The following is a 24,122-nucleotide window of genomic DNA, read 5'->3' on the forward strand; positions in this document are numbered from 1 at the left end:
GCAGTGAGAGGGCTCATTGCAGAAAAAGAGGTGAAAGAATGAAAATCAAGTGGTTGAATGTATGGATTGCGGCGTTCTTGGCGCCAACGGTTCTCGTGCTGGCTTTGTTTTACATCGTCCCGATTGGAACGGTGCTCGTGACGGGATTTATGGAGTGGGATGGTCTACGCGCCCCCCAATTTAACGGTTTAGATAATTATATCCATCTCATTACGTATGACAACACCTTTTTCATTGCCTTGCGTAATATTCTGCTGTGGTCGCTTATGGCGGCTACGCTGCACGTCGGATTCGGCACACTGGTTGCGTTTGTATTGTACAAGAAACATATCGGATGGAGATTCGTTCGGGGCGTGTTCATGGTGCCGATGGTCATCTCCGCCGCTGCTTGGGCGATCATTTACAAACTGTTCTTCAACGATGAAATCGGCATTTTGAACCATATGATCAGAAGCATCGGCTTTTCGGATTTTCATGTCAATTGGTTTTTCGATTCCCCTGCGTCTTTTTTCGCTATTACGCTCACTTGGTTGTTTTATGCCGTGTACGTTACCTTGATCGTCTATAACGATTTGATGGCCATTCCCAAGGAAGTTCATGAAGCTGCGCTGTTGGACGGAGCGAGCGAGTGGGGTATGATCCGGCACATAAACCTGCCGCTTGTCAAAAAAGCGATCGGAACAGGCATCATATTGTCTGTCACTGCGCGGATCGCCGGCTTCGAGGAAGTGGCACTTACCTCCCGAGGAGGGCCGGGCAACGATACCTATAACATAACGCTGATGCTCTATGACGGCATCGTTAATTACAACTATGGTTACGCCAACGCGGCAGCGACGATCATGATTCTGCTTGGCATCCTGGTCCTTCTGCTGATCAACAGGGTGTTCAAGATGAACGAGAGTACTTATTGAGGGGGGTGTAAAAGTGATAATAAACATCCGAAAATGGCCTGAACTCATTGTCTCTTACAGCGTCATGACGTTTACGGTCTTGGTGTCGATATTCCCGATTGTATGGATTCTGTTGTCTTCCTTCAAATCAAACAAAGAAATATTGAATGATCCTTTTTCGCTGCCGAAAAAAATCGACTTTCAAGCGTACATGGATGTTTTCACACAGTACAACTTTTTGGGTTACTTTATGAATTCTATGTTCATTGCGATAGCCTCGACTTTGATTGCGCTGTTCATTTACACGATGGCCGGTTATATTTTCGGGAAATTCAATTTTCGCGGCAAATCGTTCCTATTTATCCTTTGTACCATTACGTTGCTGATCCCGGGATACGCCCGCGCACAGCCTATCTTCACGATCATCATGAATCTCGATCTCTATGATACGAAGGCCGCATTGATCCTCGTGTATGCGTCGTTCGGAATGGCTCTGGCATTGTTCATCCTGCGGTTATCGTTTATCGCAATTCCCAAAGATCTTGACGAATCAGCTTTAATCGACGGCGCGGGCTTCTGGCGAATTTTCTGGAACGTGAATATGCCGTTGGCCAAATCGGGCATATCGACAGCCGGCATTTTAATGTTCTTGAACAATTGGAATGAATACTTCTACGCGCTGATATTGACGACCAGTGAGAAGAACAGAACGTTGCCGGTGGCACTGGAATTTTTTAACGAGGCGTTCTCCTATAATTATACAAGAATGTTCGCTGCGCTAATGATGGTGATTCTCCCGGGGATTTTGATTTACGTGCTTGTTCAGGAGCAAGTGCAGCAAAGCGTGGCTTCTTCCGGGGTTAAAGGATAGTTAACGAAAATGAACGAGGTGTAGCAGTGGCATACAGCGTAATCAAAGAAAACGATTTGTTTCTCATAACGGATTTGTCCGGCGATATATCGACCGATTCCAAGGAAGGCTTCGGTTTATATACGAAAGATACGCGGTTTCTCAGCCGCTTGGCATTGACCGTCAACGGGTCAAAGCCGATCGTGCTTGCTTCTGAGGTTGACCGGAACTATGTCTCGAATATCGTACTTACGAACCCCGATATCAAAAATGGAGAAAAGCTATGGCGCGAATCTGTAGAGATCGTGCGAACGCGATTTATCTATAAGGGCATTCTCTATGAAACGATTGGCGCGACCAACTTCAACCCGCAAAGCCAACGTGTCAGCATCGATCTGGAGATCGATGCCGATTTCCAAGATATGTTTGTTATTCGCGGATTTCAAGACGGCCAGGTCGGACAGAAGACAAGGGCCCGGCAGCTGGCGTCGGGGTTTTCGATCGATTACGGCGGGGTGGACGATGTGAAGCGGTCGCTGCTCGTCGAGTGGATAGAGGCGCCTGCCCATGTTGTCGTTTCGAATGACGGAGCGGGGATTACCTATCAATTGGATTTAGAAGCGGGGCAATCGACGTCGATAAATCTGTTCTTTGTCCCTGTCATCGACGATGTCTACCCCGAGCGCCATACGCATGCTGCCGCCATTCAAGAACTGCAGCGCTCGTATGCGAATTGGGAGCAAACTTCGACATGGGTGAGCAGCAATCATCCGTTTTTCGATCGCCTCTATCGGCGCGGTTTGTCGGATATTAGGGCACTGCTCACGGATCTCGGTTTCGGCTTGTTTCCCGTGGCTGGCTTGCCGTGGTATGCCGTACCGTTCGGACGTGACAGCCTGATCACAGCCTTGCAGCTGCTGCCCGTTCATCCCGAAATCGCCAAGGGCACGATTATGACGATGGCACGATATCAAGGGGAAAAGTCGGATAGCTGGCGCGACGAGCAGCCGGGAAAAATAATGCACGAGCTGCGCGATGGCGAGCTAGCGAATACAAACCAGGTGCCGTTTAAACCGTATTATGGTACGGTTGACGCAACGCCGCTGTTTCTGATCCTGATCGGTGAATATGTCAAATGGACCGACGATATGGTGTTGTTTGAAGAGATGATACCCAACATCAAGCGGGCGCTGGAATGGATCGATGCTTGCGGCGATTTGGATGAAAGCGGCTTTGTGACATATAACACAAAATCCGCCAAAGGTATTACAAATCAAGGGTGGAAGGACTCGTCCAATTCCGTTATACATCGTAACGGAGAATATGCGAAAGCCCCGATCGCCCTCGCCGAAGTGCAAGGTTATGTCTATCAAGCCAAGACAACGATTGCAGAGCTCCTCCGCACGATGAAGCCGTATTCGAACGATTACAAAATGATCGCTTGGTCCAGTAATCTTATCGCTGAAGCCGAAGAACTGGCGAAGTTGTTTGAGAAGGGATTCTGGGTAGAAAGCGACCAATTTTATGCTCTGGCGCTCGATGGCGACAGAAAACAAGTTGAAACTGTTACTTCGAATCCCGGACACCTCCTCATGTCAGGCATTCTGAAACCGCATAGGGCTGAAGCAGTCGCCGACAAGTTGGTATCCAAGGAATTGTTCAGCGGTTACGGGATTCGGACGATGGCAGAGGGGGAGAAAGGCTACAATCCGATCAGCTATCATAACGGAAGCGTTTGGCCGCACGATAACTCGCTGTGTCTTATGGGACTGAATCACGAAGGCTTCCACAAGGAAGCGTTAACCGTTATGGAAGGCTTGCTTGCCGCCGGTGATAGCTTTGAAAATCATCGTCTGCCAGAACTGTTCTGCGGTTATACCGCGGATAAGGGCGCGCCACTTCGTTATCCGGTCGCATGCTCCCCTCAGGCGTGGGCGGCTGCTACACCGTTCGTGTTTATTGAAGTGATGCTCGGCATGCGGCTTGATTATACGATACGGCAAATATCGCTTCATCCCGTGTTGCCGGTAGGAATGGATTTGCTCTCCGTTCGCAGTCTTCGTCTCGGTAGCGGGATGCTGGATGTGGACGTTAAACGCCGCAACGAAACTTGTGCTTATCACATCTTGGCGAATACGACAGGTTGGACAATCGGTTCGCATTAAAGAACGAAGTATTGAAGGTATGCAGATCGTCGACTAGTGTTTGAAGTGCACTCCGTCAAGTAGTCAGTACCAATCATAAAAGACGGCTAAGCGGCCTTGGTCCATGGGACTGAGGCCGCGCTCAGTTTGTACGAATATGATCTTTCTAATATGCTTGTTACTGGCTTGAGTCTGTTGATCCCTCTAACCTAAGAGCTACATGTGTGAAATTATGCAAAAAAGGAGCAATCTGGGACGCTGATCTCCAGGTTGCTCCTATTTCTGATGCCAATCTTAAGGCTTTGAATATTTCTAAAAATGTTATTATTCTGGAGATAGGTAGAACAGTGTAGGGTTCAAGTACAGCGTTTTGTTCTTCCGCCAAAGACTCTAGTACACCGAGAAAGAACTTGGTCTTTGCAATATAGCGGGTGATAATTTGGTGGGCCATATGAGTATGGAAGTGGCTCTCGCCGAATAATCGGCCACAGTAGATTTCATCTCCGTAATAAAATATACGATCATGGGGGATAAGTACGCGGTCAAATATAACAAGCGTATCCATTTCTTCATATCTTGAACTTAAGGGATGGTCGTAAGTAGATCTCATCTCCGTAGCTTTCGCGGCAAAAAAAAGTCATCCCAGGCAGATCATTGGGTACTGCAAAAGCAAACGCAAAGGGATTATCATCATCCACAAGTGATGGTGAAGGAGTAGGGAAAACAAGCATTTCATCGCATGTAGCCCCTTGTTTTGCCATCATAAAAGCACCGGTTACAATCATCCCTTCATCATTGATTTCTACGACTTTAGCAGCAATAGAATCTTCTGTAGCATCAATCTGACCGGATATATTACTTGCTTGAGGCTGGATGAATGCATGGGATAATGTTATGTCATGATCTCGACAGTAAGCGTAGTAATTCCTGAGGTTCTCAGCATATTTCGGATTAAGGTCCTCAAGGATATCGGCAGCTGTGAATAGAGACATGATGGCCGTATTCATATAATCAGGAGAACGTCCTAAAAACCCATGATGTCTATTGGACCAGAGTTCAATCATTCTTCTCCGGCGTTGTAAATCTTCAGCATTTTTGGGAGGAAGAAAAGATAGACCAACTGGCTCTCCAGTATCAGGTGAAGGATAGGTCTATGCGTTAAATAACGCTCATCACACTGCATATTATACATTTCGGCTTGTGTTTGTATGAGACTTTGAAATGCAGGATGTTTGGATAAAGGCCCTTCGATACGCGTTCCTTTATACCAGATATTGATATTTTGCCGGTCGATTCGTTCGATGTATTGATTACCCGTTTTAATAGGCACACGTTCCACCTCTTTGGAGAGCAGTTTTGACTAATAAAGACGTATTATTGCTAATAATGTACGTAACCACGATTCCCCCTGTACATTGTCCATATATCGAGTGTTGTAAGGAGCTTCACTGTTCGAAGGTCTTATATTCGCGCAAGGTTGGATAGGCAATTACGCTTGAGCGTCAGCAGTGGCTGGTGGTCATGCAAAAAGGCCGCAAGCATATATTGCATATACTTGCGACCTTTTTATTGTGTTAGCTACTTAGAGGATTAGTGGCTGATGATTCGTTTAATTCGAAAATGTCCAAAGTCCGGTGATAAGCAGTTATTTCTGCTCACCTACTTTTTTGTTTCTACGATATATGGTGGACTTACAAGACCATGATCTTTTGTTCGCCTGCAAGCATTCTTAGTTCTCTAGGGAGCAGATCACGATCAGCTTCAGCGATGTCTAACCGAACGCCATAATAGTTCTTGTCAGAATCTTCTTTACCCCAAAGTAGGGTACCTTCTATGTATAATGGTTCTTCGTTAAGCACAATATTCATCCCGACTCTAATATGATTGGTTTCCACATGGAGCTGAAGCGGTACCGCTAGACGGCAACCTGAACGGCTGATGTCATACAGCAATGCACTGACGGGTTTCGAGGGAGTTGGGTGTCCATTAATACTAAGTATATGAAATTCAAATGAGATAGGCTCTTTTAGCACATAGCGAAAGGGTTCTTTTCTACGATTTAGCGACATAGTTTCCTCCTAAAGTTCTGTAAATATGTATATTCTTATCATCGGTAAGAACATGGAGTAAATTAAGAGGGAGGATCCGGAGGGATTCTTGTAAACAGATTCATAATTGAGTGAAAGAATGATAGCCACGAAGAGCCAGCACTCCTTTTATGAGATTAAAAGATTAGTAAAATCTAACATCTGTCAAACTTCATGTGGATTTTTCAGCAACCATATGTTGACTTCGTTTTGACTTCGAGATTAAAAAATACAGAGCGAAGCGGTCATCCTATCCTTCCCGCCATGCTCTGTAAGTAAAATAAAATATTGCTATTAGCCTTTCGGCTCTTCCTCTTCCCCAGTAGCCACCGGATTCTCCTCATAACTAATCCAATAGTTCCAGCTATTATTTGCCCACTTTCACGACATCAATCGTCCGGATTTGGATTCTGGCTCGGATTCGGGCTTGGGCTCGGAGTAGGTTCTGGGCTCGGGCTTTGATTCGTCGCAGGCTCCGATGTCGTCGATGGTGTAGTGCTCCTAGGTTTGGTGACTAGTAATTCGGTTGCCGTAACCGGGATCGGGTTCCTCTCATCGTTTTTCACTGAGTTTCCGTATAGCGTTGTCAGGCCGCTTATATCGATTTTCGGCATTTTGGACGGATCATCGAATTGTAAAGATTTATGTAACTTGATAATGATCGTCTTCCCGTCCTTGGACAACTCGAAGTTGTCTAGCTTCGGATCTAGCGGTACGTCGTTGATTTTAATCTTGGATAGGTCGATGGACTTGGGGTCGATCTGTACCGTCAATTTCAGATTCAACTTGTCGCCTGTCTCAAAGAATCCTCCTGTTACAAACAGAGGTTTAGACTCTTCGAGCGTTTTGGCGGATTGGAAGGATCCTTTAACAAGTAGTTCTCGATCTGCTGGCACATTTCCGCCGAACGTACCGTTCGGAGCGTTATTTAGTAATTTAAGCTTGAGAGCCAACTCGACGTAACCTTTAGCCCAATCGGTAACAGTGGGATCGCCAACACTTAGGGCAGCCTTTGCCTTTGCTTTTGCATCAGCATCCTTGTCCAATATTCGAACTAAAAATGTGGCTAATTGCTCTTTGGTCACCTTGCTTGCAGGGTTATATGTACCATCACCAAATCCATCCGCCTATTTACAAAACAACTACTCGGTGATACTATGTAGCAGTACTAAGCAATACAGAGTAGCATTGGAGGACTTTAATGGAAAACCTTACAGAAATGCTGAAAGGAGTTTTGGAAGGCTGCGTACTTGAAATCATCAGCCGGAAAGAAACCTATGGGTATGAAATCGTAAAAACGCTAAATGCGCTCGGTTTCGAAGATGTTGTCGAAGGAACAGTCTACACCATCTTGATACGGCTAGAAAAAAATAAACTCGTCGATATCGAGAAAAAACCGTCCGAAATAGGGCCGCCAAGAAAATTTTATAGCCTGAATGAATCCGGGCAGAGCGAACTGTCCCAATTTTGGGAGAAATGGGGATATGTTTCGTCCAGACTTGCTCAACTGAAGGAGGATAGCCGTGTATAAGAACTTTTCCGCTTGGCTAAAAGATTTGCGTCATCAAAAAAAGAAGTACAAAGAATGCGTAAAACGTTCAAAGGCACTCCCGAACGATTACCGCGAAGTTTACAATTTAGCATCTCGATACATGCTCAATTTCTCGTCTTCCGATTCTAGCGTCATCAACCTGTTCCCCGAAATGCTCGACATGTTTGAGATGGGAGCTGCTGAAGGTCGAGATGTTCTGGAGATCGTAGGAAATGACGTTATGGCGTTCTGCGACGGCTTGCTCGAAGGCGTTTCAGCTCAGACTTGGACTGGGAAAATGCGCACCAAAATGAACGAGTCCATTCATAAAAAACTTGGAAGATAGGGGGAGATTAGGATGACATCGAATAATTGGGCCATTGAGGTAATTGGCCTCAAAAAATCCTATAAGAACGTGGAAGTGTTGCGAGGGGTGGACTTCACCGTGCAGAAGGGTTCAACCTTTGCCCTTCTCGGATCCAACGGTGCGGGTAAAACCACTATGATCAAAATTCTTGCCACCCTGCTCCAGCCCGACAACGGAAGTGCGAAGATTAATGGAGGTGACGTAACCAAGCAACCGGGGCAAGTACGTAAGGAAATTAGCCTGACAGGACAAAATGTAACCGCAGACTATATCCTGACCGGGCGCGAGAACCTGCGTATGATGGCCAAACTACGTCATTTGCCCGATCCTGATAAACAAGCCGAGGAGTTGTTGCGCCGCTTTGATTTGCTCGATGCCGCTGATCGCCGAATCTCCACATATTCCGGTGGTATGTGTAGGCGCTTGGATTTGGCCATGAGCTTATTAGGCAACCCGGCGGTCATCTTTCTCGATGAGCCAACCACCGGCCTTGACCCACAAGCCCGTATTGCTATGTGGGATATGATCAAGGATTTAGCGAGATCGGGTGTCACTGTCTTTTTAACCACGCAGTATTTAGAGGAAGCGGACCATCTAGCCGATCAAATCGCGATCTTACACGAAGGTCATATCGTGGCAAACGGCAGTCCGGCGGAGCTTAAGAATAGGTTGCCTCGGGGTCATATCGAACTTCGATTTGACAATGAAACAACCTTAAATCAAGCACGCGACTTGTTAAAGGAATTCAACGCGACCGCAGATTCGAAGAATCTCACGCTCTCCGTCATTACAGATGGAAGTACAAGACAGATGATGCGATTGCTAACGAAAGCAGCGGAATCCGACATAGAAATTGCCGAGTTTGCCCAAAAACTGCCCACGCTTGAGGATGTTTTTCTCGCAATCGTCACCAGTAAAAAGGAGGACTTCCAATGAAATTCATTCATTTTCTAGGCGATACTGCCGTCATGAGTGGGCGCGTCATTCGTCACTCCACTCGTAGCATCGACACGATTATTACTGTCATTGCCATGCCGATCATGATCATGCTGCTCTTCGTCTACATTTTTGGTGGAGCGATGAACACCGGCGATGTAAGCTATATCAATTATATTGTTCCCGGAATATTGCTTTTTTGTATTGCTAGTGGCGTGGCCTATTCTTCTCTACGTATCAATAACGATCTCACGAAAGGCATTTTCGAGCGATTTCACTCCATGCCGATCGCAAAAGCCTCCATTCTAGGCGGTCATGTGGTAGCATCATTAGTTTTTAATGTCATTTCCTTGCTTGCCATTTTCCTTGTTGCCTTCGGTATGGGATTTCGGCCGAAAGCGGATGTGCTCGGTTGGGTATTAGCCATTGTCATTTTGTTGCTTAGCGTTCTTGCGTTCACTTGGATTGCCGTCACCTTCGGCTTGCTTGCCAAATCTTTCGAGGGAGCCGGAGTGTTTTCTTACATTCTGATGTTGCTTTTATTCGTTAGCTCAGCCTTTGCCCCGACTGACAGCATGCCCGCGGCTATCCGCGTATTCGCGGAATATCAGCCCATGACGCCGCTTATCGAGAGCATTCGTTCTCTTTTACTCGGAGGAACGGCGGATAAAACTACGCTTGCGGCGGTATTATGGAGTTTGGCAATACTCGGGTTCTTCTGGGCTTCCGCCATGCGGGTGTATAAACGGAGGATGAAATAAACGTGAAAAAAAGACCGGCAATCGGCTCGTTAACACTTCTAATCGAGTATGGTCCATTTGTCTGCATAAATAGGAGAATTGTTGGTGAGAAATGAATTAGTGTTACACAAAGAGCCGCCGGTAGCTCCTCGAAAGAGGACATACCGGCTTTTTTTGTGCACAGATTAACAAGCGCACCTTAATTCCACGCTTCGTGTGAGTATTCACGGTATATAGAGAAGAGACAATACTTTTTGGAATGGCAAAAGAAAAAGGTCTATTTTTTGAATATTTCTGTGCTATTCTAGAAATGTGATTTATACAAAATTTTTGTACATAGAATTAGAAATACCTGATTTGGTAATTAATTTTTATAAGCGAGTGGGAAATGAATGATATTATTTTTTGGAAAATGGGGGAGTAAGTTATAGTGATACCAACCGAAGCACCAAACAAAAAACATTGGAAAAGGGATATTATTATCTTTCTAAGTAGTCAAACATTCTCGTTATTCGGCTCTGCATTAGTTCAATATGCAATTATGTGGTACGTAACACTCACAACAAAATCAGGTATGATGATGACATTATTTATTATTTGTGGATTTATTCCTACCTTTCTATTATCTCCATTTGCAGGTGTATGGGCTGACCGTTTCAACCGAAAATATCTTATCATCATAGCAGATGCCATGATTGCCTTTGTCACACTGATTTTAGCCATTACTTTTTTGTTAGGTTATGACGAGATATGGTTGTTGTTCGCCATTGCTGCAGTTCGCGCGCTCGGAGCTGGGATTCAAACACCTGCAGTTGGAGCAATATTACCTCAAATCGTACCAGAGGATAAGCTGACAAAGGTAAATGGAATTAACGGAAGTCTTCAAGCGCTTATGATGTTTGTTGCACCTATCGTGAGTGCGTCATTGCTTACAATGGCAACAATCGAGGTTATTTTCTTTATCGATGTTGTCACAGCGGTGATAGCGATCTTTACATTATCTTTCTTTTTGAAAATATCTTTGCATAAAAAAGCGACTGATAAACAAACGACAAGCTATTTGGATGATTTTAAACTGGGTTTAAGCTATATTAAAAACCACAGCTTTCTCAAAACCTTTTTCATTTTTTTCGCTTTTTTCTTTGTATTGATGGCGCCGGCGGCATTTTTAACACCGCTACAAGTGACACGCAGCTTTGGAGATGATTATTGGCGATTGACAGCCATTGAAATTGCTTTCTCTATCGGTATGATGGCTGGCGGAGCAATTATTGCATCATGGGGCGGCTTCCGCAACAAGGTATATACGATGACTTTCGCTAGTTTAATTATGGGCGTATGTACGTTAGCTTTGGGTATTGTACCTGTATTTTGGATCTACTTGGCTATGATGGCTATATTCGGCATAGCTATGCCCGTCTTTAATACACCTACAACCGTAATGCTACAAGAGAAGGTAGATCCGGATTACTTGGGACGCATATTTGGAGTATTCGGTATGATATCGACTTCCATGATGCCAATTGGTATGCTGATATTCGGTCCGCTTGCGGATGTAATTGAGATTGAATGGCTCCTTGTTGGAACAGGGTTGTTTATTGTAATTCTGTCCATTTTCTTCATTCGTAATAAACGTTTGGTTGAAGCCGGGATGCCGTTAATAAAGGAGTCATCACAAGAGTAGCAGTGAGAGATACGCTGTACCTGCGAGAACAAGGCGAATGCGGGGTAAGGGCTATGACTTGAAACTCTGTTAGAGAAAAAAAGAAGCTCTCCTGAAGTTCAATTGAACTTTGTGGAAAGCTTTTCTTAATTAGAAAAAAGGAGGCCGTTATGACTTATTCACAGATCTGGAACAACGCAGAAAATGAAGCCGAAATTCTCTATTTGGAACAGCAGATTGTGGCCATCAAAAAAGAAATAAAACGAGCAAAGACCGCAGAACAACAGGAGATATTGGATCAAGCGAATCGCAAGCTGGCTGAATTGGAAGCGAAGCTGGATGAGCTAGAGGAGTAGGGGCTAGCCGCCCCTTCGTTGCATCAATATTTTGACAGCTTGAATATCGGCCTCGCAACCGTGCGAAGCCAATAAGCAAATACGGTCGTTCCGGTCCATGAGGTTCGCTTATTCTGTAGGTATTGATCGTTAATAATATAAGTCCGGGTGGAAGCAGGGCTTTTCAGACCGAACTTTTCCCACTCTGCCGGATCATTCGAACCTCCGAGCCTTTCAAGCATATTCTCCGACGCGTTATTTATTTTAGAAGGAATTTGCTCGTAGGCTTCGGTGATTTGCGCATGAAATTCGTCGATCGGATTGCGGCTGGCAAGGCTCTCCAAGTGAATGCCTTCGCGAAGGTAAGAAACGTATGCAAGATGGTCAGCCCAGAACTCGTCGATATAAAAAAGCCGTACCCGCTGCTCCGCTGGGCTCAACGGCTGCTCGCCTTTCAAAATTCGGAGCCGCTCCGTGTATAGAATTCGCCTCTGATCCTCCACCATATCCGAATAACAGTTCAGTTCCTTGTGGATATCGAAGTTTTGGCCCATAACAATACGCTGAATACTTGTGATCTTGCTGCTGAGCACCGTCTCTTCAAGAGCCTCATCCTGCCTGGGAGCGCGAACCGCTTTATGGATGCCGAAGCGAAGCAGCAATTCGTCCTCCAAGCTTACATAAAAAACGGAAGCTCCCGGGTCGCCTTGGCGACCGGAACGCCCGCGCAACTGGTCGTCGATCCGCACGCTTTCGTTCACATGGGTGGCAATTACGTACAACCCGCCCAGCTTGGCGACTACTTCTGCTTGCGCGGGGTCGACGCCGCCGAGCCGGATGTCGACCCCGCGTCCCGCCATATTTGTAGACACAGTCACTGCACCGGTTTCTCCCGCTTTGGCGATGATGTCGGCTTCTTCCGCATCGTTTTTCGCATTTAGAACATGGCAAGGTACGTCGGCAGCCGCTAGCGCCTCTGCCAGCATGGCAGACTCCTCGACGCTTGACGTACCAATGAGAATTGGACGTCCCGTCCTATGGACGGATGAGATTTCTTGTACGAGTGCCTTAAGCTTGGCTTCTTTATGGGTAAAAATCCGGTGCAGATGGTCGATCCGGATGTTTGGCCGGTTCGGCGAAATTTGCAGCACCTGCAGCGCATAAATATCTTCGAAGTCCATTGCGGAAGCATGAGCGGTAGCCGTCATTCCGCAAATCTGCGGATACAGGCTGATGAAGTGTTGAATAGTGATCGTCCCGAGAATTTTCCCGCCGGCTATGGAGTACAGCCCTTCTTTTGCTGTAAGCGCGGCTTGTAGCCCGTCCGGCAAATACCGGTTCTCCGCCACTCGGCCGGTATATTCTTCGATCAGCTCGATTTTGCCGTCCCGGACGATGTAATCGACGTCTTTCTTTAATAACGATTCCGCATGCAGCGCGCAATTTAATGACGTCAGCAAGTGACTGTTATGGCTATCGTACAAATTGCCGCATCCCAGCATCGATTCCGCTTGCGCAGCGCCTGCTTCATTTAAGTAAACGTTCCGCTGGAACTCGTCGAAGTCGTAATGCTCTGCTTGCTTGAGCTGCCGAGCCACTTCTGCGAAACGAAAGCCGTCGCCCCTGGAAGAGGGCGAATCGCCGCTGATGACTAGCGGCACACGTGCTTCGTCGAGAAGCAGCGAATCCGCTTCGTCGACGATGACGTAGTGGAAAGGACGATGCACGGTATCGGCTTCGCTTAGTGCGATTGTGTCGCGCAAGTAATCGAATCCCGCTTCTTTGGCCGTAACATAGGTTATATCCTTGGCGTATGCTTCCTGTTTCTCGGACAGGCTCATGCCCGCTTGAACCGAGTTTACCGTTAACCCGAGGAAACGATAGATCGGACCCATCCACTCCGCATCCCGCTTGGCTAAATAATCGTTAAAAGTCAGCACATGAATGCCTTTGCCGGTCAGTGCATTTAGATATGCAGGCATAACAGCAGAAAGTGTTTTTCCTTCACCGGTATGCTGCTCGATCAAAAATCTCTCGTGCAGAGCGATGGCAGCCATGATCTGGACATCGTAAGGATTTAATCCGAGCTTTCTCTTCGCTGCCTCGCAAACTAACGCATAAGCATCGACAAGCAGCTCATCCAAAGGTGTACCCGATTTTGCTTCTTCTTGTAGCCGGAGGGATTCAGCTTGAAGCTGCCCATCATCCCATGCTTCCAAATTCCGTTTTCTGATGAGCTCCACTTTGTCCTGATAAACTTTCAGCTTATTCTGGGTATCGCGGTCTTTGAATTTTTGCATCAATTTGACGGCTATATTCATAGAAATTTGATCTCCCCTCGGTAGAAATACGCTTAGTTTTGAACAATACTTGCGCTGATCAGTCGGTTAATATGTCCTTGGATTCAATCTACCAAAATATTCTATTAAATGCAATTTGGACAAATCAAAGTGACTATCAAAACGTAAATCTTAAAACTCTAAGCATTCAACGCCAACTTATTTCGGATGCTATTAGGTGGATAATTTTATGTACTCTGCAAGTATTATCATCTTCGAGTTCTTGTTTGCAGATTGTTTGCAAAAGAACCCAAAAAGGACTGAACTGGGATCTTACTAATCACCCAGTTCAGTCCACAAAACTACTTATCCAAACTCCTCGCTTTTTCCCCAATGGCTATCGGATTCCCCTCATACGAAATCCAGTCACTCCAGCTGTCATTTATTAGAGGAAAGTGTTTTCATTAATCAACCTCTGCAGTCCAGAAAGAGAGCCAACTACACGATATCACCGACCCATCCGGTACACCAACGAGCACCATTAATCAGCTACCACAACCATAAAGCTCCCGAAGTAGAGGCCAGACCATAGCACATCGCCCAACAGAACTAAGCAACACTTACATCAACGTGGAATACACAGCATCAAGATAAGCAAGCTACCCGTTCAACAGTGAACCCAACAACCTGAATGAACTAAAACCACCAGTTCATCTGCCCAAACCGCCCAGTTTCGCCCAGAAAGCTCATAAAAAAATAAATAAATAAATAAATAAATATATATATATCCCTTTTGTGTGTAAAAGGGATGTACAGAACAAAGGGCGTAGGCGGAATGTCTCTCTCAATCTGCGACTAGGGCATTCGTCGGTGGAAATTACACTGGAAAAGTGCTTGAATACGTATGGGGTGGTCTATTAAGCGGCCTATGAACTAAATGTTCTTCTTCTGCGAAAAATTCATAAATAGTTTCGTATTATGATGAAATAAGAAGTCTGCAATTATTGTTTGCAGACATGCATCGGATAAATCAGTTTTATCTAAACTATACCTTGGAATAATTGGATATTCATTTTAAGATATGTGTACTTACATCGAATACAATAATCTGTGCTATTGCAGTTTTAACGCATTATGAAATAAACAGGAGGATTGAACTATGATTGTTTTAAAAAAAGAGGAGTATGGCAAGGTAAGACATCTTGTGAAAAGTCAAAACGAGCTATCTGTATTTTCAGTTTTGGACGGGGAAATGCCTGGTGAGGTAAAGGTGAATTCAGCAGAAAACCCGGTTGTAGTACTCATTAAGACCAGTGAGACAACATTGATTGCCGGAAGTGCCACCCATGAGGATTTTAACAGGGAAATCTCCGGAATGCTGGATTTTTGGGATAGCGTAACCCCTGATTGGGATGAGTGGAGAGTGAAGATACCAGCCATTCATCCCAATCAGTTTATTAAGGAGTATACAAGATATAAATACACCCTGACTAGCAGGGATTTCATAAAGGCGGATCTCTCACTTCCGGAAGGCTATGTCTTGGAGTTCGTTAACCTTAAGGAGATGAGGCAAAAAAACTACATTAATGCTGACCGTGTCTACGACTGGGTAAAGGCTTGGGAAAGCGAGGAGCGGTTTGAAGAATCAGGATGCGGTTGTTATATCCGCAAGGATGATAAAATTGTCAGCTGGTCAATAAGTGACTGCTACGCAAGTGACAGGATTGCTGTGGGGATTCATACAGACCCCGAGTACAGAAAAATGGGGTTTGCCAAGAAGGTTGCATCTGCGGTTGTCCAACAATGTTTTGACAAAGGGTATAGCAAGGTTGAGTGGTTGTGCGTCTCAACCAATGCCGGATCCAAAGCTATTGCCGAGGGAATCGGATTCAAGCAGGAAAACAAATATGCTTCCTTTTCATCCTATCCTCCCATTGAAAACCTGACCGATTTAGACGAAGACGGCTGGTATGAATGGGGAACCCATTTAGAGAAGGCGTCAAAGGAAGAACGAGAGCGACGAGAGCTGATCTGGGATTCCCTGTATTGTTTTGTCAAAGCCAATGCGGTTGAAAAGACTATGACCGTAATCAATGAAATGACCGAAAAAGGAATTGATTGTAACCCGCAGCGGCTGACAGGAGATATCTTTCTTTTCCAAAAAGAAGGGTTATGTTCCGCGTTCAAGACCTCTTTATGGCAAGAATTTATTGGGAAACGGGTTTAAAGCCTGCCAACGCTGCTGGACCTCGCCGGAATGCAGAGTTGATTTAAAGTTGATCTTCTTGGTTGAAGTTGTTGATTAAGCCACTTTAAAGCGAAAAAGAGTGAGAAGGGGGCCGAGAGGCTCCCTTCTGCTATGTATGGGCGTAGAGTGTAACTCACTTACGCCCTTTTTTATCTTTGGACTTTTTGAGCTTAGGTAGCTTTATAAAGAACAAACAAGTGAACGATACACGAGTAGATCCAGCATACCCCCATAATCTGGATGCCCCATCTCAGGGGGCCACTGAACTTTTACACCCACTAGAGAGAGACTAGAACGCGCGTTTGCATTTCTTGGTGATAGTTGCGCGAGAGCATGGGTGTCAGAACCCCATTGTAACCATCTTCATGCGCTCTTTGTTGACTCTGTGTTGATTTTGAACCACCAGAGAACCTTAAAAAGTGAACAATGAGCCAAGTGGAATACACGCCAATACACCCGTCCCACGCGGTCTTGTAGTCCTTACTCTTTCCCCGTAGTCACCGCATTCCCCTCATAACTAATCCAATCACTCCAACTACCCGCATACAACTTCACATTCCTATACCCAGCTTTTCCGAGCGCGAGCACATTCGGGCAGGCACTTACACCTGAACCGCAGTACACGATAATCTCTTGCTCAGGATCAATCCCCTCATAATGCTCTTTCAGCACCTCAGTTGATTTCCAGCGCCCTTGATCATCCAGCACTTCTTTCCAGAACTTATTGATCGCCCCAGGAATATGACCTGCCTTCGGATCAATCGGTTCTTCCAGCCCTTCATAGCGGCGGGTTTCCCGTGAATCGATCAACAATGCGCCACCGTCGTTAACCACGTTTTGCACATCCTCCACGCTAACAAGCAGGTTATGCTGAACATTCGCGTCGTATCGGCTCGGAATCCGCACGGCTTGATGATCACTGACAGGGAAGGAGGCTTTTTTCCAAGCAGAGTAGCCTTCATCCATTACATGAACACGTTCATGACCCAGATAGCGGAGCATCCACCAGAGGTGGGAAGCATAGGCTCCACCTTGATCATCATAAACAACGACAATACGATCTCTGTTAATGCCAACCTTACTAAGGACGGTGGTTAGCTTCGAGATCTCAGGCAGTGGGTGGCGACCCCCGTGGGAGCTTACTGGAGCGGAGAGTTGTTCTTCCAGATGCAAATAGATTGCGCCGGGAATATGATCTTTCGTGTATGCTTTACGTCCAGCTTCGGGGTCAGAGAGTAAAAAACGGCAATCCACTATAACAAGTTCAGGCTCGTATAACCGAGCAAGCAGCCATCGGGTAGAAACGATCGGTTCCATAAAGATACCTTCTTTCTATTGATATGTATGGAGTCATTATAACGGAAAATAATAGAGGACGCACCTTAAGCTTATGGCTTAAAATGCGTCCTAAGCTATTAGATCAAACGATATCCCGAAGGTAAGGTGCCGCTGCTGCGGATATTGCGAATTTGTTCGAGGGTTAAGCGCTGGTTGTTTGAAATAATTGATTCTACATCATTGCCGGAAATGAAATCGTCCAAATCACGGATGCTGCGGTTTCAACGGAGCACGTGGAAGTTCCTCTAAACCGGGTTTTTGTGAACAGTATCAGTGTTGCATTGCTGCTTGTGGAGAAGAAACGAAGACTTTCAATACCATCGAGAATGGAGTCTGTATTGCGAATGCCCAGGTTGCCAGTAAAGGTTCTGATGTCCCCCTTAAGTTTTCTTCATCGTAAACGGTCAAGCGTGGGAAAGTCTGAGATACATGAACTTCTTTTTTCATTTGTCATTCCTCCTTTGTTAGCTAGTCTATGTTCATTTACATTTTTGGTTTGGTTGATAGTTTAATAGAAAACCCTTATTTAAGTGATTTCTCATTTTCGGGCTTTACATCAATATTATATTAGTGTACTATTCAACTATAACACCGACACAATAAAACAAACTAATTAATAATAAATTAGATAGCAGGGAGGATTATTATGAAGCAGGGGAGTAACGCACACATGCAAGATTCAATCGTGCTGCAAATGAACGGGGTAAGTAAGATCATTAAAGGGAAATCCATTGTGGATAAGCTGACATTTGATATCCGTAAGGGAGAAATTGTTGGGCTGTTAGGACCAAATGGTGCAGGAAAGACAACAACGATTCGGATGATGACGGGTCTAATACGGATGAGCGAAGGGGATGTAATTGTTCAAGGTCACAGTGTAAAGAATGATTTTAACAAAGCAATTGGACATATCGGAGCGATTATTGAGAATCCAGAGTTCTATCCGTATATGACAGGGCTTGATAATCTAAAGCAATACCAAAGAATGACGGATAATATTGAGACCGGTAGAATTGAAGAGGTTGTGGAACTGGTAGGGCTTCAGGAAGCAATGAATAAGAAAGTGAAGGCCTATTCGCTGGGCATGCGTCAACGTCTAGGGATTGCTCAGGCGCTACTGAACCGACCCAAGTTATTAATTCTAGATGAACCTACGAACGGTCTTGACCCGGCCGGAATACGAGAAATGCGTGATTATATGCGTAGGATTGCAGAAGTTGAAGGGATTTCTATTCTAATTTCCAGCCACTTACTGACTGAAATCGAACAAATTTGTCACCGCGCCATTGTGATTCAGAACGGCAAGCTGGTGACCGTTACAGCGATTGGTGGGGAGCAGGAAGCAGCTGCAGAAGTGAAGCTGACGATTCGTGTAGGCTCAGTTGAATCAGCAATAAACATCTTGGAAGGGTTAGAATACGCAGAGTTAATGACTATGGATAGTACTCGTTCTGAAGTGACGGTCAGTCTGCATGATAGTAGAGTGCCAGAGCTAGTGTCGGCTTTTAGTGATAAAGGGGTAGGCATCTTCCGGATTACAGAGAATAGACAAAGCTTGGAAGAAGATTTCTTGAAATGGACAGGAGGGAACCGCATTGCGTAGCTTTAATAATCTAATTGTTAATGAATGGCTCAAGCTCTCGAAGAAACGTACGTTTTTCGTTCCGTATTTATTGTTAATTCTATTATCCCTACTGATAGGTTACATTGTGCATTCCGTGTCACCTGATATGTTTGGATCAGCGTATGAGTTTTCATCGGTAATGTTGCTTTCGCAAGGAATTGGGCAAGTTATTACCATTCTTGCAATCATCGGAACAGCGGGTATTGTCTCAAAAGAGTATAGTCAGGGCACCATCAAATTTCTTCTAATCCGTGCAAGAAGTCGTACAGCAATACTTGCGTCCAAATATGCCGTTGTGCTGATTTATGCGTTCACAGTGGCAGTTATCGGCATGTTGGCGGTTTTTGCATCAGGAGCTTTATGGTTTGGCTTAAATGGTGGTGAGGCTGGTTTAAGTGAGATATTAACCAGTTTAATGTATAACTCTGTTAGTACCGTTGTATATGCAACTCTTGCGTTTATGATTGGGATATTGACGACTTCGACGGGGGTGACGATCGGAGTCACTATGTTTATGCTAATGATAGACAAACTGATCATTTTCCGTGAATTCTATAAATATGTATTATTCCCGAACCTAAATTTAGCTGCTTATGAAGGTGGAGGAGCACCTATGCCTGGAATGACGCTGACCTTTTCCATCGTAATGCTTGCCTTGTACACAGTTGTCTTTCTACTCATAGGCTTCTCCGTCTTTAGACGAAGGGATGTTGCTTAATCATGACAATCGAATTCGATAACAACCTGCCGATTTATATCCAGATCATGAATTACATTAAAGGTGAAATCGTCACTGGTAAGCTAAAACCAGGAGATAAAATTCTCTCGGTACGTGAGCTTGCTAGTGAACTGCAGATTAATCCGAATACGGTGCAAAGAACTTTTCAGGAACTGGAGCGTGAAGAAATCGTGGAGACCCGGCGTGGAATGGGAAGATACGTCACTAGTAATGAAGGAACTATTTTGACCATCAAAAAAGAAATGGCAAAAGATGTACTGGATCGTTTCATTCGTGGCATGCAGGATCTTGGTTTTCAAGATGAAGATATTTTAGCAGCGGTGGCGGAGAATATCCGAACTAAGGATGGAGAATAGGGGGATTAGCAAGTTGGAAAATATACTTGAGGTTCATGACGTTACAAAAAAATATAGATCCAAGCATGCTCTCCGTGGGGTATCCTTTAATCTGAGTGCGGGTAAGATCACAGGACTTTTAGGTAGTAACGGCAGTGGTAAAAGTACACTTATGAAAATCATCGCCGGGCTGACTCAGCCTACCTCCGGTCGTGTATCTATTATTGGAGGTTCCGTAGGCCTAGATAGTAAAGCAGTGGTGTCATTTATGCCTGATAAGCCGATTACAGAATCCTGGATGAATGTTACGGATGCTCTAAAATTTCAAAGTGATTTCTATCCGGATTTTGATCAGACTAAGGCTTCGCGAATGTTGGAGTTTATGAAGCTAAGAGCACAAGATAAGGTAAAGGATCTGTCCAAAGGGATGAATGAACGTTTACAACTTACACTTTCCTTATCACGCCGAGCGAGTCTTTATTTACTTGATGAGCCAATCGGTGGTGTAGATCCAGTAGCTAGAACTAAAATTCTTAACGCGTTAGTAGAGTTTTATGAAGAGGACAGCACCATTCTCTTATCAACCCATTTAGTATCGGATATTGAGCGGATCTTTGATGATGTGATTTTTATAAAAGAGGGAGAAATGGTGATGCATACGGCGGTAGAGGATATCCGGCTGCGCCAAGGCAAAAGCATAGATGAACTGTTCAGAGAGGTGTACGCGGAATGCTAAAGCTAGTGAAGTATGATTTTAGACGAGATAGGGATAAGTTTCTTGCTGTTTTTGTAATTACCGTCATTTTGCAGTTTGTGATAGGATTTACAATTAATTCAGATCAGGACATGTTTATGATGAACATCATTACCTATGTCGTAGCAGGAGTAGTGCTTCTTTTTCTTACTTTACGTACCTTTAATCAGAACTTGAGTTTATACAATCGGAGACTCGTACCTATACCAGTCCTGTATATGGCTCTATCACCGTTGCTGCTATTTCTAGGTTTGTTGCTCGGATTATTTATAGTCGCTTATATTCAGTTAGGCGTATATATAATGATGTTTTCAACCTCGTTTTTACCGGTTAATTTCTGGTCGGTTTCTACGTATGCAGTGCTAATTATCTTTTGGACATCCGCCTTCACCATGCTACTCGTGATGTTTTCCATAACCGTTGCACGGAGTGTGAGGGTTAAAGGAAGAGTATGGATAGGTTTAGCAGCTTTTTTTGTAATTCAGTATATAATTTCATTTTTAGAGACTTGGATGTTCGATCATAAAAATATCCCTTTGGAAAGTGCATTCCGGTTTGAAGTGACTGATGGTGCGGCTAATTTAAATGAAATTGAAATCTCTCAGTATTTTCTTGGTTTACTTCCCATACTGTTTGAAGCAACCATTGATGTAATTCTATTATTTGTGATTATCAAACTTATTACGAGAAGAGTAGAGCTATAACCACATAACTCCAAATAGTACGGAGGCAGAGCTAATTAGCTTTGTCTTCGTTTTTATGCAAAAAAAAGACGCCTTTCCATGAGAAGGGCATCTGTTATGTTGAATTCTACAAGCCCTCTACATTTAGAGAGGCTGTCCATATATCGAGTTCTCTATGTAGCCGTTCTTCTTCGTCCTCGTTCAATTTAAGTTTAACTCCATATTGGTACTGGCCGAGTCCGAACATCCAGCCCCAACGAACGCTACCCACGAGTTGAAGCCTTTCTTCATTTAATTGAAGATGAATCACTAGCTTTGTATCGCCCGCTGTGAATCGAAGATTTAGAGGGGTGCGCACTTTGCAGCCAGATCGGCTAAGATCAAGCAACACAGCTTCTGTTAGTTTTCCGGCACCCGGACCACTACTACTTATTGGAACTTCAATCCAGCATTCAAGCGGCTGGTTCATTACATAGCGGAATGGTTCTTTCCTGCTGAGCACATCCATAATTTCCCTCCCTATCGTTTATTTGCTATTATATCGAAAGGGATTGTTGAGAACAATCTACTAAAGTGCTATTTTTAATAAGAATAAATTTATTTAATTCTAATGAAGGTGATGAGACTCAACATGTACCAATACCTTAATGAAACGTTCCAAAAACACAATTTTGACCAAGGAAGTCTGCAGGACGGGGAACTAAATAACTGTACATTTGAGCAGTGTTCCTTCAAGGGAAGCTCTATGGAAGAGATGACTTCCATCGGTTGCCGATTTATTGATTGCGATTTTACTGGAGCCATGCTCAATGCATCACACCATAAAGGCTCGGCTTTTACTAACTGTAAGTTCACGGGAGCGAATCTGTTTGTATCGAAATTTGAAGATTGTAAAATGGTAGGGTCTGATTTCTCAAATGCTTATTTGGACGGGATTTCACTTATTGGAGGGGACTGGTCCTACACGAACCTAAGACATACTAATCTTAGCAGACAGGACCTGCGCGGGATTCGCTTTACAGAAGCGGATTTAATGGGCTGTAATTTGCAAAAAAGTGATCTTCGAGGGGCTGATCTGAGCCGTGTACAGTTGTCTCAATGCAAGCTTAAGGGGGCAGATGTGCGGGACGCCATTGTAGAGGGTATTGATTTAAAGAGCTTGGATCTACAGGGCGTTCGCATGGATATAGATCAGGCTGTACTGTTGGCACGCTCTTTTGGGGCTAAGGTAGGGAACTAAGAATAAAAGGGGCATCAGCTGCTAGTGTAATAGCGGTTGATGCCCTTTAGTTTGTTATCTAGCGACACATATGCACAATGTTTGAAACTTTTTTTATGTATATTTACTTTCTAAATGGTTAACGCAGTCTTTTTCTGGGTTTTGCCCACCATTTAATCCAAAGAAAACCTTCGTCATCACGGAAAAACTTAATGCCTACCCAGCGCAAGGGTGTCCATAGTTCTCTAAAATAATATGAAGGCATAGTCTATTAGACCCTCCTATATAGTCAATTAATACTATATGTTACGCTAGTTTTAATGAAACTTCAAGATAATTTTACTTATAATTACATATTATGAATCTATCAGAAGTGAAATAACCTTGTGAGCAGGACCAATAGCCCTATTCGAGTTTTCATGCTGAATTGGATGTTTCAAAATTCAATTGAATCTAGCAAAAACTCTCTATTAGTAGGGGATAAGCACAATCATTTCATTATGCTCTGCATTTAATAAATGGAGAGGAAGTGATGAAATGACGGAGACTGAGTTTATTGCGAGGATTGCAAATTTTGCTATTAAGGACATGCAGATCAGTAAGGTTCCAGCATCGCTAACGATAGCTCAGGCGGCTCTGGAATCGGGTTGGGGAAGCAGTGGGTTGACTGTAAAAGCGAACAATTTGTTTGGGATTAAAGGCAGCGGACCAGCCGGAAGTATTACTGTGCAAACTACTGAATATGTTAATGGTGAAGCTGTTAAAGTAGAAGCTCCTTTTCGGGCCTATAACAACTGGGGAGAATCTGTCGCGGATCATTCCGTGTTGATTGTGAATGGTGTCTCGTGGAATCGTAACCTTTACAGCAAGGTACTTGGTGCGAGTGGCAAGGTAGCCGCACAAGAAATTGCCGCCGCTGGCTATGCTACAGACCCAAACTATACAGCAAAGCTGATCCAAATCATGAATACCTATAATCTGTATCTATATGATGAAGACGCCAAGGAAGGTGATGACGAAATGTCGGCAGTGGATAAACAAAAGCTGGTTAGTCTGGAAACGGAAATAAAGGAACTGCGTGCTCTTTTAGCGAGTCTTACGGATAGCAAGGATACGCTGAAAACAGGTGTGCAAGAACTAGGTCAGTCAATTAATAAGCTTACAGATCGGGTGACTTTAATTGAAAGCCGTGCTGTGATGAATGTACCCCCATGGGCTGAAGCGGCTGTAAAGGCATCGAATGCTGCAGGGCTACTAGCTACACCATCAGGTGGCAGTTATGACTTCTATCGCATATTAACAGTGCTGAACCGTGCAGGCTTACTTGCTCCTGGTAGTGGAAAATGAAATAGGGAGG

The 24,122-nt window shown here is 44.5% G+C and carries 24 protein-coding genes and 2 pseudogenes; 17 read left to right on the plus strand and 9 right to left on the minus strand.

What is annotated here, in order from left to right:
* Positions 1-38 precede the first annotated feature (38 nt).
* Genes MHH52_RS12245 through MHH52_RS12255 form a run of 3 tightly spaced genes read left to right on the plus strand, consistent with a single transcriptional unit; the run spans position 39 to position 3,908 of the window.
* Positions 39-914, plus strand: coding sequence for a sugar ABC transporter permease (locus MHH52_RS12245; RefSeq protein ID WP_340008868.1), 876 nt, complete (start codon positions 39-41; stop codon positions 912-914).
* A 13-nt stretch (positions 915-927) separates the two neighbouring features.
* Positions 928-1,764, plus strand: a complete 837-nt coding sequence (locus MHH52_RS12250; RefSeq protein WP_340008869.1) for a carbohydrate ABC transporter permease — start codon at positions 928-930, stop codon at positions 1,762-1,764.
* A 26-nt stretch (positions 1,765-1,790) separates the two neighbouring features.
* A complete protein-coding gene (locus MHH52_RS12255) occupies positions 1,791-3,908 on the plus strand; it encodes an amylo-alpha-1,6-glucosidase (protein WP_340008872.1) in 2,118 nt (705 codons plus the stop codon).
* A gap of 157 nt (positions 3,909-4,065) precedes the next feature.
* Here MHH52_RS12255 and MHH52_RS12260 read toward each other — a convergent pair whose 3' ends face one another.
* The 5 genes and pseudogenes from MHH52_RS12260 to MHH52_RS12280 all read right to left on the minus strand — a co-directional run bounded on the left by MHH52_RS12260 (position 4,066) and on the right by MHH52_RS12280 (position 7,059).
* Positions 4,066-4,452: a 4-hydroxyphenylacetate 3-hydroxylase C-terminal domain-containing protein gene (locus MHH52_RS12260; protein WP_340009609.1), complete on the minus strand. Its 387-nt coding sequence runs from the start codon at positions 4,450-4,452 to the stop codon at positions 4,066-4,068.
* Between the two features lie 6 nt (positions 4,453-4,458).
* Positions 4,459-4,978: pseudogene (locus MHH52_RS12265) on the minus strand (4-hydroxyphenylacetate 3-hydroxylase N-terminal domain-containing protein); the annotation flags it as partial.
* On the minus strand, positions 4,948-5,226 hold the full coding sequence (locus tag MHH52_RS12270; RefSeq protein ID WP_340008874.1) for a 4-hydroxyphenylacetate 3-hydroxylase N-terminal domain-containing protein: 279 nt from the start codon (positions 5,224-5,226) through the stop codon (positions 4,948-4,950). The gene MHH52_RS12270 and the pseudogene MHH52_RS12265, both read right to left, overlap by 31 nt.
* A 352-nt stretch (positions 5,227-5,578) precedes the next feature.
* Positions 5,579-5,956 carry a PilZ domain-containing protein gene (locus MHH52_RS12275; RefSeq protein WP_313641483.1) on the minus strand — a complete coding sequence of 126 codons (378 nt, stop codon included), beginning with the start codon at positions 5,954-5,956 and terminating at the stop codon, positions 5,579-5,581.
* Positions 5,957-6,363: 407 nt separating this feature from the next.
* Positions 6,364-7,059 (minus strand): S-layer homology domain-containing protein, encoded by a 696-nt coding sequence (locus MHH52_RS12280; RefSeq protein ID WP_340008877.1) that lies wholly within the window; start codon positions 7,057-7,059, stop codon positions 6,364-6,366.
* A gap of 116 nt (positions 7,060-7,175) precedes the next feature.
* Between MHH52_RS12280 and MHH52_RS12285 the strand changes: the two genes are divergently transcribed.
* The 6 genes from MHH52_RS12285 to MHH52_RS12310 all read left to right on the plus strand — a co-directional run bounded on the left by MHH52_RS12285 (position 7,176) and on the right by MHH52_RS12310 (position 11,567).
* Positions 7,176-7,505, plus strand: a complete 330-nt coding sequence (locus MHH52_RS12285; RefSeq protein ID WP_313641485.1) for a PadR family transcriptional regulator — start codon at positions 7,176-7,178, stop codon at positions 7,503-7,505.
* The gene (locus MHH52_RS12290; RefSeq protein ID WP_313641486.1) at positions 7,498-7,851 is read left to right on the plus strand and encodes a DUF1048 domain-containing protein; all 354 of its coding nucleotides are present in this window, start codon (positions 7,498-7,500) and stop codon (positions 7,849-7,851) included. Before MHH52_RS12285 ends, MHH52_RS12290 begins: the two co-directional genes overlap by 8 nt.
* Positions 7,852-7,863: 12 nt before the next feature.
* On the plus strand, positions 7,864-8,808 hold the full coding sequence (locus MHH52_RS12295) for an ATP-binding cassette domain-containing protein (RefSeq protein WP_340008881.1): 945 nt from the start codon (positions 7,864-7,866) through the stop codon (positions 8,806-8,808).
* Positions 8,805-9,569 carry an ABC transporter permease gene (locus MHH52_RS12300; RefSeq protein WP_340008883.1) on the plus strand — a complete coding sequence of 255 codons (765 nt, stop codon included), beginning with the start codon at positions 8,805-8,807 and terminating at the stop codon, positions 9,567-9,569. The genes MHH52_RS12295 and MHH52_RS12300 overlap by 4 nt, the downstream gene beginning before the upstream one ends.
* Positions 9,570-9,981: 412 nt before the next feature.
* Positions 9,982-11,232 (plus strand): MFS transporter, encoded by a 1,251-nt coding sequence (locus MHH52_RS12305; RefSeq protein WP_340009611.1) that lies wholly within the window; start codon positions 9,982-9,984, stop codon positions 11,230-11,232.
* A gap of 149 nt (positions 11,233-11,381) precedes the next feature.
* On the plus strand, positions 11,382-11,567 hold the full coding sequence (locus MHH52_RS12310; RefSeq protein WP_340008885.1) for a hypothetical protein: 186 nt from the start codon (positions 11,382-11,384) through the stop codon (positions 11,565-11,567).
* A gap of 23 nt (positions 11,568-11,590) precedes the next feature.
* Here MHH52_RS12310 and MHH52_RS12315 read toward each other — a convergent pair whose 3' ends face one another.
* Complete coding sequence (locus MHH52_RS12315; protein ID WP_340008887.1) at positions 11,591-13,867, minus strand: DEAD/DEAH box helicase; 2,277 nt, start codon at positions 13,865-13,867, stop codon at positions 11,591-11,593.
* A 1,117-nt stretch (positions 13,868-14,984) separates the two neighbouring features.
* Here MHH52_RS12315 and MHH52_RS12320 point away from each other — a divergent pair.
* Positions 14,985-16,052, plus strand: coding sequence for a GNAT family N-acetyltransferase (locus MHH52_RS12320; protein WP_340008889.1), 1,068 nt, complete (start codon positions 14,985-14,987; stop codon positions 16,050-16,052).
* A 501-nt stretch (positions 16,053-16,553) separates the two neighbouring features.
* Here MHH52_RS12320 and MHH52_RS12325 read toward each other — a convergent pair.
* Complete coding sequence (locus MHH52_RS12325; RefSeq protein ID WP_340008891.1) at positions 16,554-17,390, minus strand: sulfurtransferase; 837 nt, start codon at positions 17,388-17,390, stop codon at positions 16,554-16,556.
* 98 nt (positions 17,391-17,488) lie between these two features.
* Positions 17,489-17,858, minus strand: a pseudogene (locus MHH52_RS12330) (hypothetical protein).
* 223 nt (positions 17,859-18,081) lie between these two features.
* On the opposite strand from MHH52_RS12330, the gene MHH52_RS12335 reads away from it, so the two are divergent.
* Genes MHH52_RS12335 through MHH52_RS12355 form a run of 5 tightly spaced genes read left to right on the plus strand, consistent with a single transcriptional unit; the run spans position 18,082 to position 21,567 of the window.
* Positions 18,082-19,014: an ABC transporter ATP-binding protein gene (locus MHH52_RS12335; protein WP_340008892.1), complete on the plus strand. Its 933-nt coding sequence runs from the start codon at positions 18,082-18,084 to the stop codon at positions 19,012-19,014.
* Positions 19,007-19,753 (plus strand): ABC transporter permease, encoded by a 747-nt coding sequence (locus MHH52_RS12340; protein ID WP_340008894.1) that lies wholly within the window; start codon positions 19,007-19,009, stop codon positions 19,751-19,753. The genes MHH52_RS12335 and MHH52_RS12340 overlap by 8 nt, the downstream gene beginning before the upstream one ends.
* Before the next feature lie 2 nt (positions 19,754-19,755).
* The gene (locus MHH52_RS12345) at positions 19,756-20,130 is read left to right on the plus strand and encodes a GntR family transcriptional regulator (protein ID WP_313641977.1); all 375 of its coding nucleotides are present in this window, start codon (positions 19,756-19,758) and stop codon (positions 20,128-20,130) included.
* 13 nt (positions 20,131-20,143) lie between these two features.
* On the plus strand, positions 20,144-20,845 hold the full coding sequence (locus MHH52_RS12350; protein ID WP_313641976.1) for an ABC transporter ATP-binding protein: 702 nt from the start codon (positions 20,144-20,146) through the stop codon (positions 20,843-20,845).
* The gene (locus MHH52_RS12355; RefSeq protein ID WP_313641975.1) at positions 20,839-21,567 is read left to right on the plus strand and encodes a hypothetical protein; all 729 of its coding nucleotides are present in this window, start codon (positions 20,839-20,841) and stop codon (positions 21,565-21,567) included. Before MHH52_RS12350 ends, MHH52_RS12355 begins: the two co-directional genes overlap by 7 nt.
* Positions 21,568-21,673: 106 nt before the next feature.
* Here the strand turns inward: MHH52_RS12355 and MHH52_RS12360 are convergent, their stop codons facing one another.
* Entirely contained in the window at positions 21,674-22,054 is a 381-nt protein-coding gene (locus MHH52_RS12360; protein ID WP_340008896.1) for a PilZ domain-containing protein, read from the minus strand.
* Between the two features lie 123 nt (positions 22,055-22,177).
* Between MHH52_RS12360 and MHH52_RS12365 the strand changes: the two genes are divergently transcribed.
* The gene (locus tag MHH52_RS12365; RefSeq protein ID WP_340009613.1) at positions 22,178-22,786 is read left to right on the plus strand and encodes a pentapeptide repeat-containing protein; all 609 of its coding nucleotides are present in this window, start codon (positions 22,178-22,180) and stop codon (positions 22,784-22,786) included.
* Positions 22,787-23,302: 516 nt separating this feature from the next.
* Positions 23,303-24,112 (plus strand): glycoside hydrolase family 73 protein, encoded by an 810-nt coding sequence (locus MHH52_RS12370; RefSeq protein ID WP_340008898.1) that lies wholly within the window; start codon positions 23,303-23,305, stop codon positions 24,110-24,112.
* The last annotated feature ends 10 nt before the right edge of the window (positions 24,113-24,122 follow it).

This window comes from Paenibacillus sp. FSL K6-0276 (assembly GCF_037977235.1).
In the GTDB taxonomy this organism is placed as follows: Bacteria; Bacillota; Bacilli; order Paenibacillales; family Paenibacillaceae; genus Paenibacillus_AQ.

Coding starts and splice junctions, on each gene's coding strand:
- MHH52_RS12245 (WP_340008868.1), top strand. CDS start 39: ATGAAAATCAAGTGGTTGAATGTATGGATTGCGGCGTTCTTGGCGCCA.
- MHH52_RS12260 (WP_340009609.1), bottom strand. CDS start 4,452: ATGGATACGCTTGTTATATTTGACCGCGTACTTATCCCCCATGATCGT.
- MHH52_RS12275 (WP_313641483.1), bottom strand. CDS start 5,956: ATGTCGCTAAATCGTAGAAAAGAACCCTTTCGCTATGTGCTAAAAGAG.
- MHH52_RS12285 (WP_313641485.1), top strand. CDS start 7,176: ATGGAAAACCTTACAGAAATGCTGAAAGGAGTTTTGGAAGGCTGCGTA.
- MHH52_RS12295 (WP_340008881.1), top strand. CDS start 7,864: ATGACATCGAATAATTGGGCCATTGAGGTAATTGGCCTCAAAAAATCC.
- MHH52_RS12300 (WP_340008883.1), top strand. CDS start 8,805: ATGAAATTCATTCATTTTCTAGGCGATACTGCCGTCATGAGTGGGCGC.
- MHH52_RS12310 (WP_340008885.1), top strand. CDS start 11,382: ATGACTTATTCACAGATCTGGAACAACGCAGAAAATGAAGCCGAAATT.
- MHH52_RS12315 (WP_340008887.1), bottom strand. CDS start 13,867: ATGAATATAGCCGTCAAATTGATGCAAAAATTCAAAGACCGCGATACC.
- MHH52_RS12320 (WP_340008889.1), top strand. CDS start 14,985: ATGATTGTTTTAAAAAAAGAGGAGTATGGCAAGGTAAGACATCTTGTG.
- MHH52_RS12325 (WP_340008891.1), bottom strand. CDS start 17,390: ATGGAACCGATCGTTTCTACCCGATGGCTGCTTGCTCGGTTATACGAG.
- MHH52_RS12335 (WP_340008892.1), top strand. CDS start 18,082: ATGCAAGATTCAATCGTGCTGCAAATGAACGGGGTAAGTAAGATCATT.
- MHH52_RS12345 (WP_313641977.1), top strand. CDS start 19,756: ATGACAATCGAATTCGATAACAACCTGCCGATTTATATCCAGATCATG.
- MHH52_RS12355 (WP_313641975.1), top strand. CDS start 20,839: ATGCTAAAGCTAGTGAAGTATGATTTTAGACGAGATAGGGATAAGTTT.
- MHH52_RS12360 (WP_340008896.1), bottom strand. CDS start 22,054: ATGGATGTGCTCAGCAGGAAAGAACCATTCCGCTATGTAATGAACCAG.
- MHH52_RS12365 (WP_340009613.1), top strand. CDS start 22,178: ATGTACCAATACCTTAATGAAACGTTCCAAAAACACAATTTTGACCAA.
- MHH52_RS12370 (WP_340008898.1), top strand. CDS start 23,303: ATGACGGAGACTGAGTTTATTGCGAGGATTGCAAATTTTGCTATTAAG.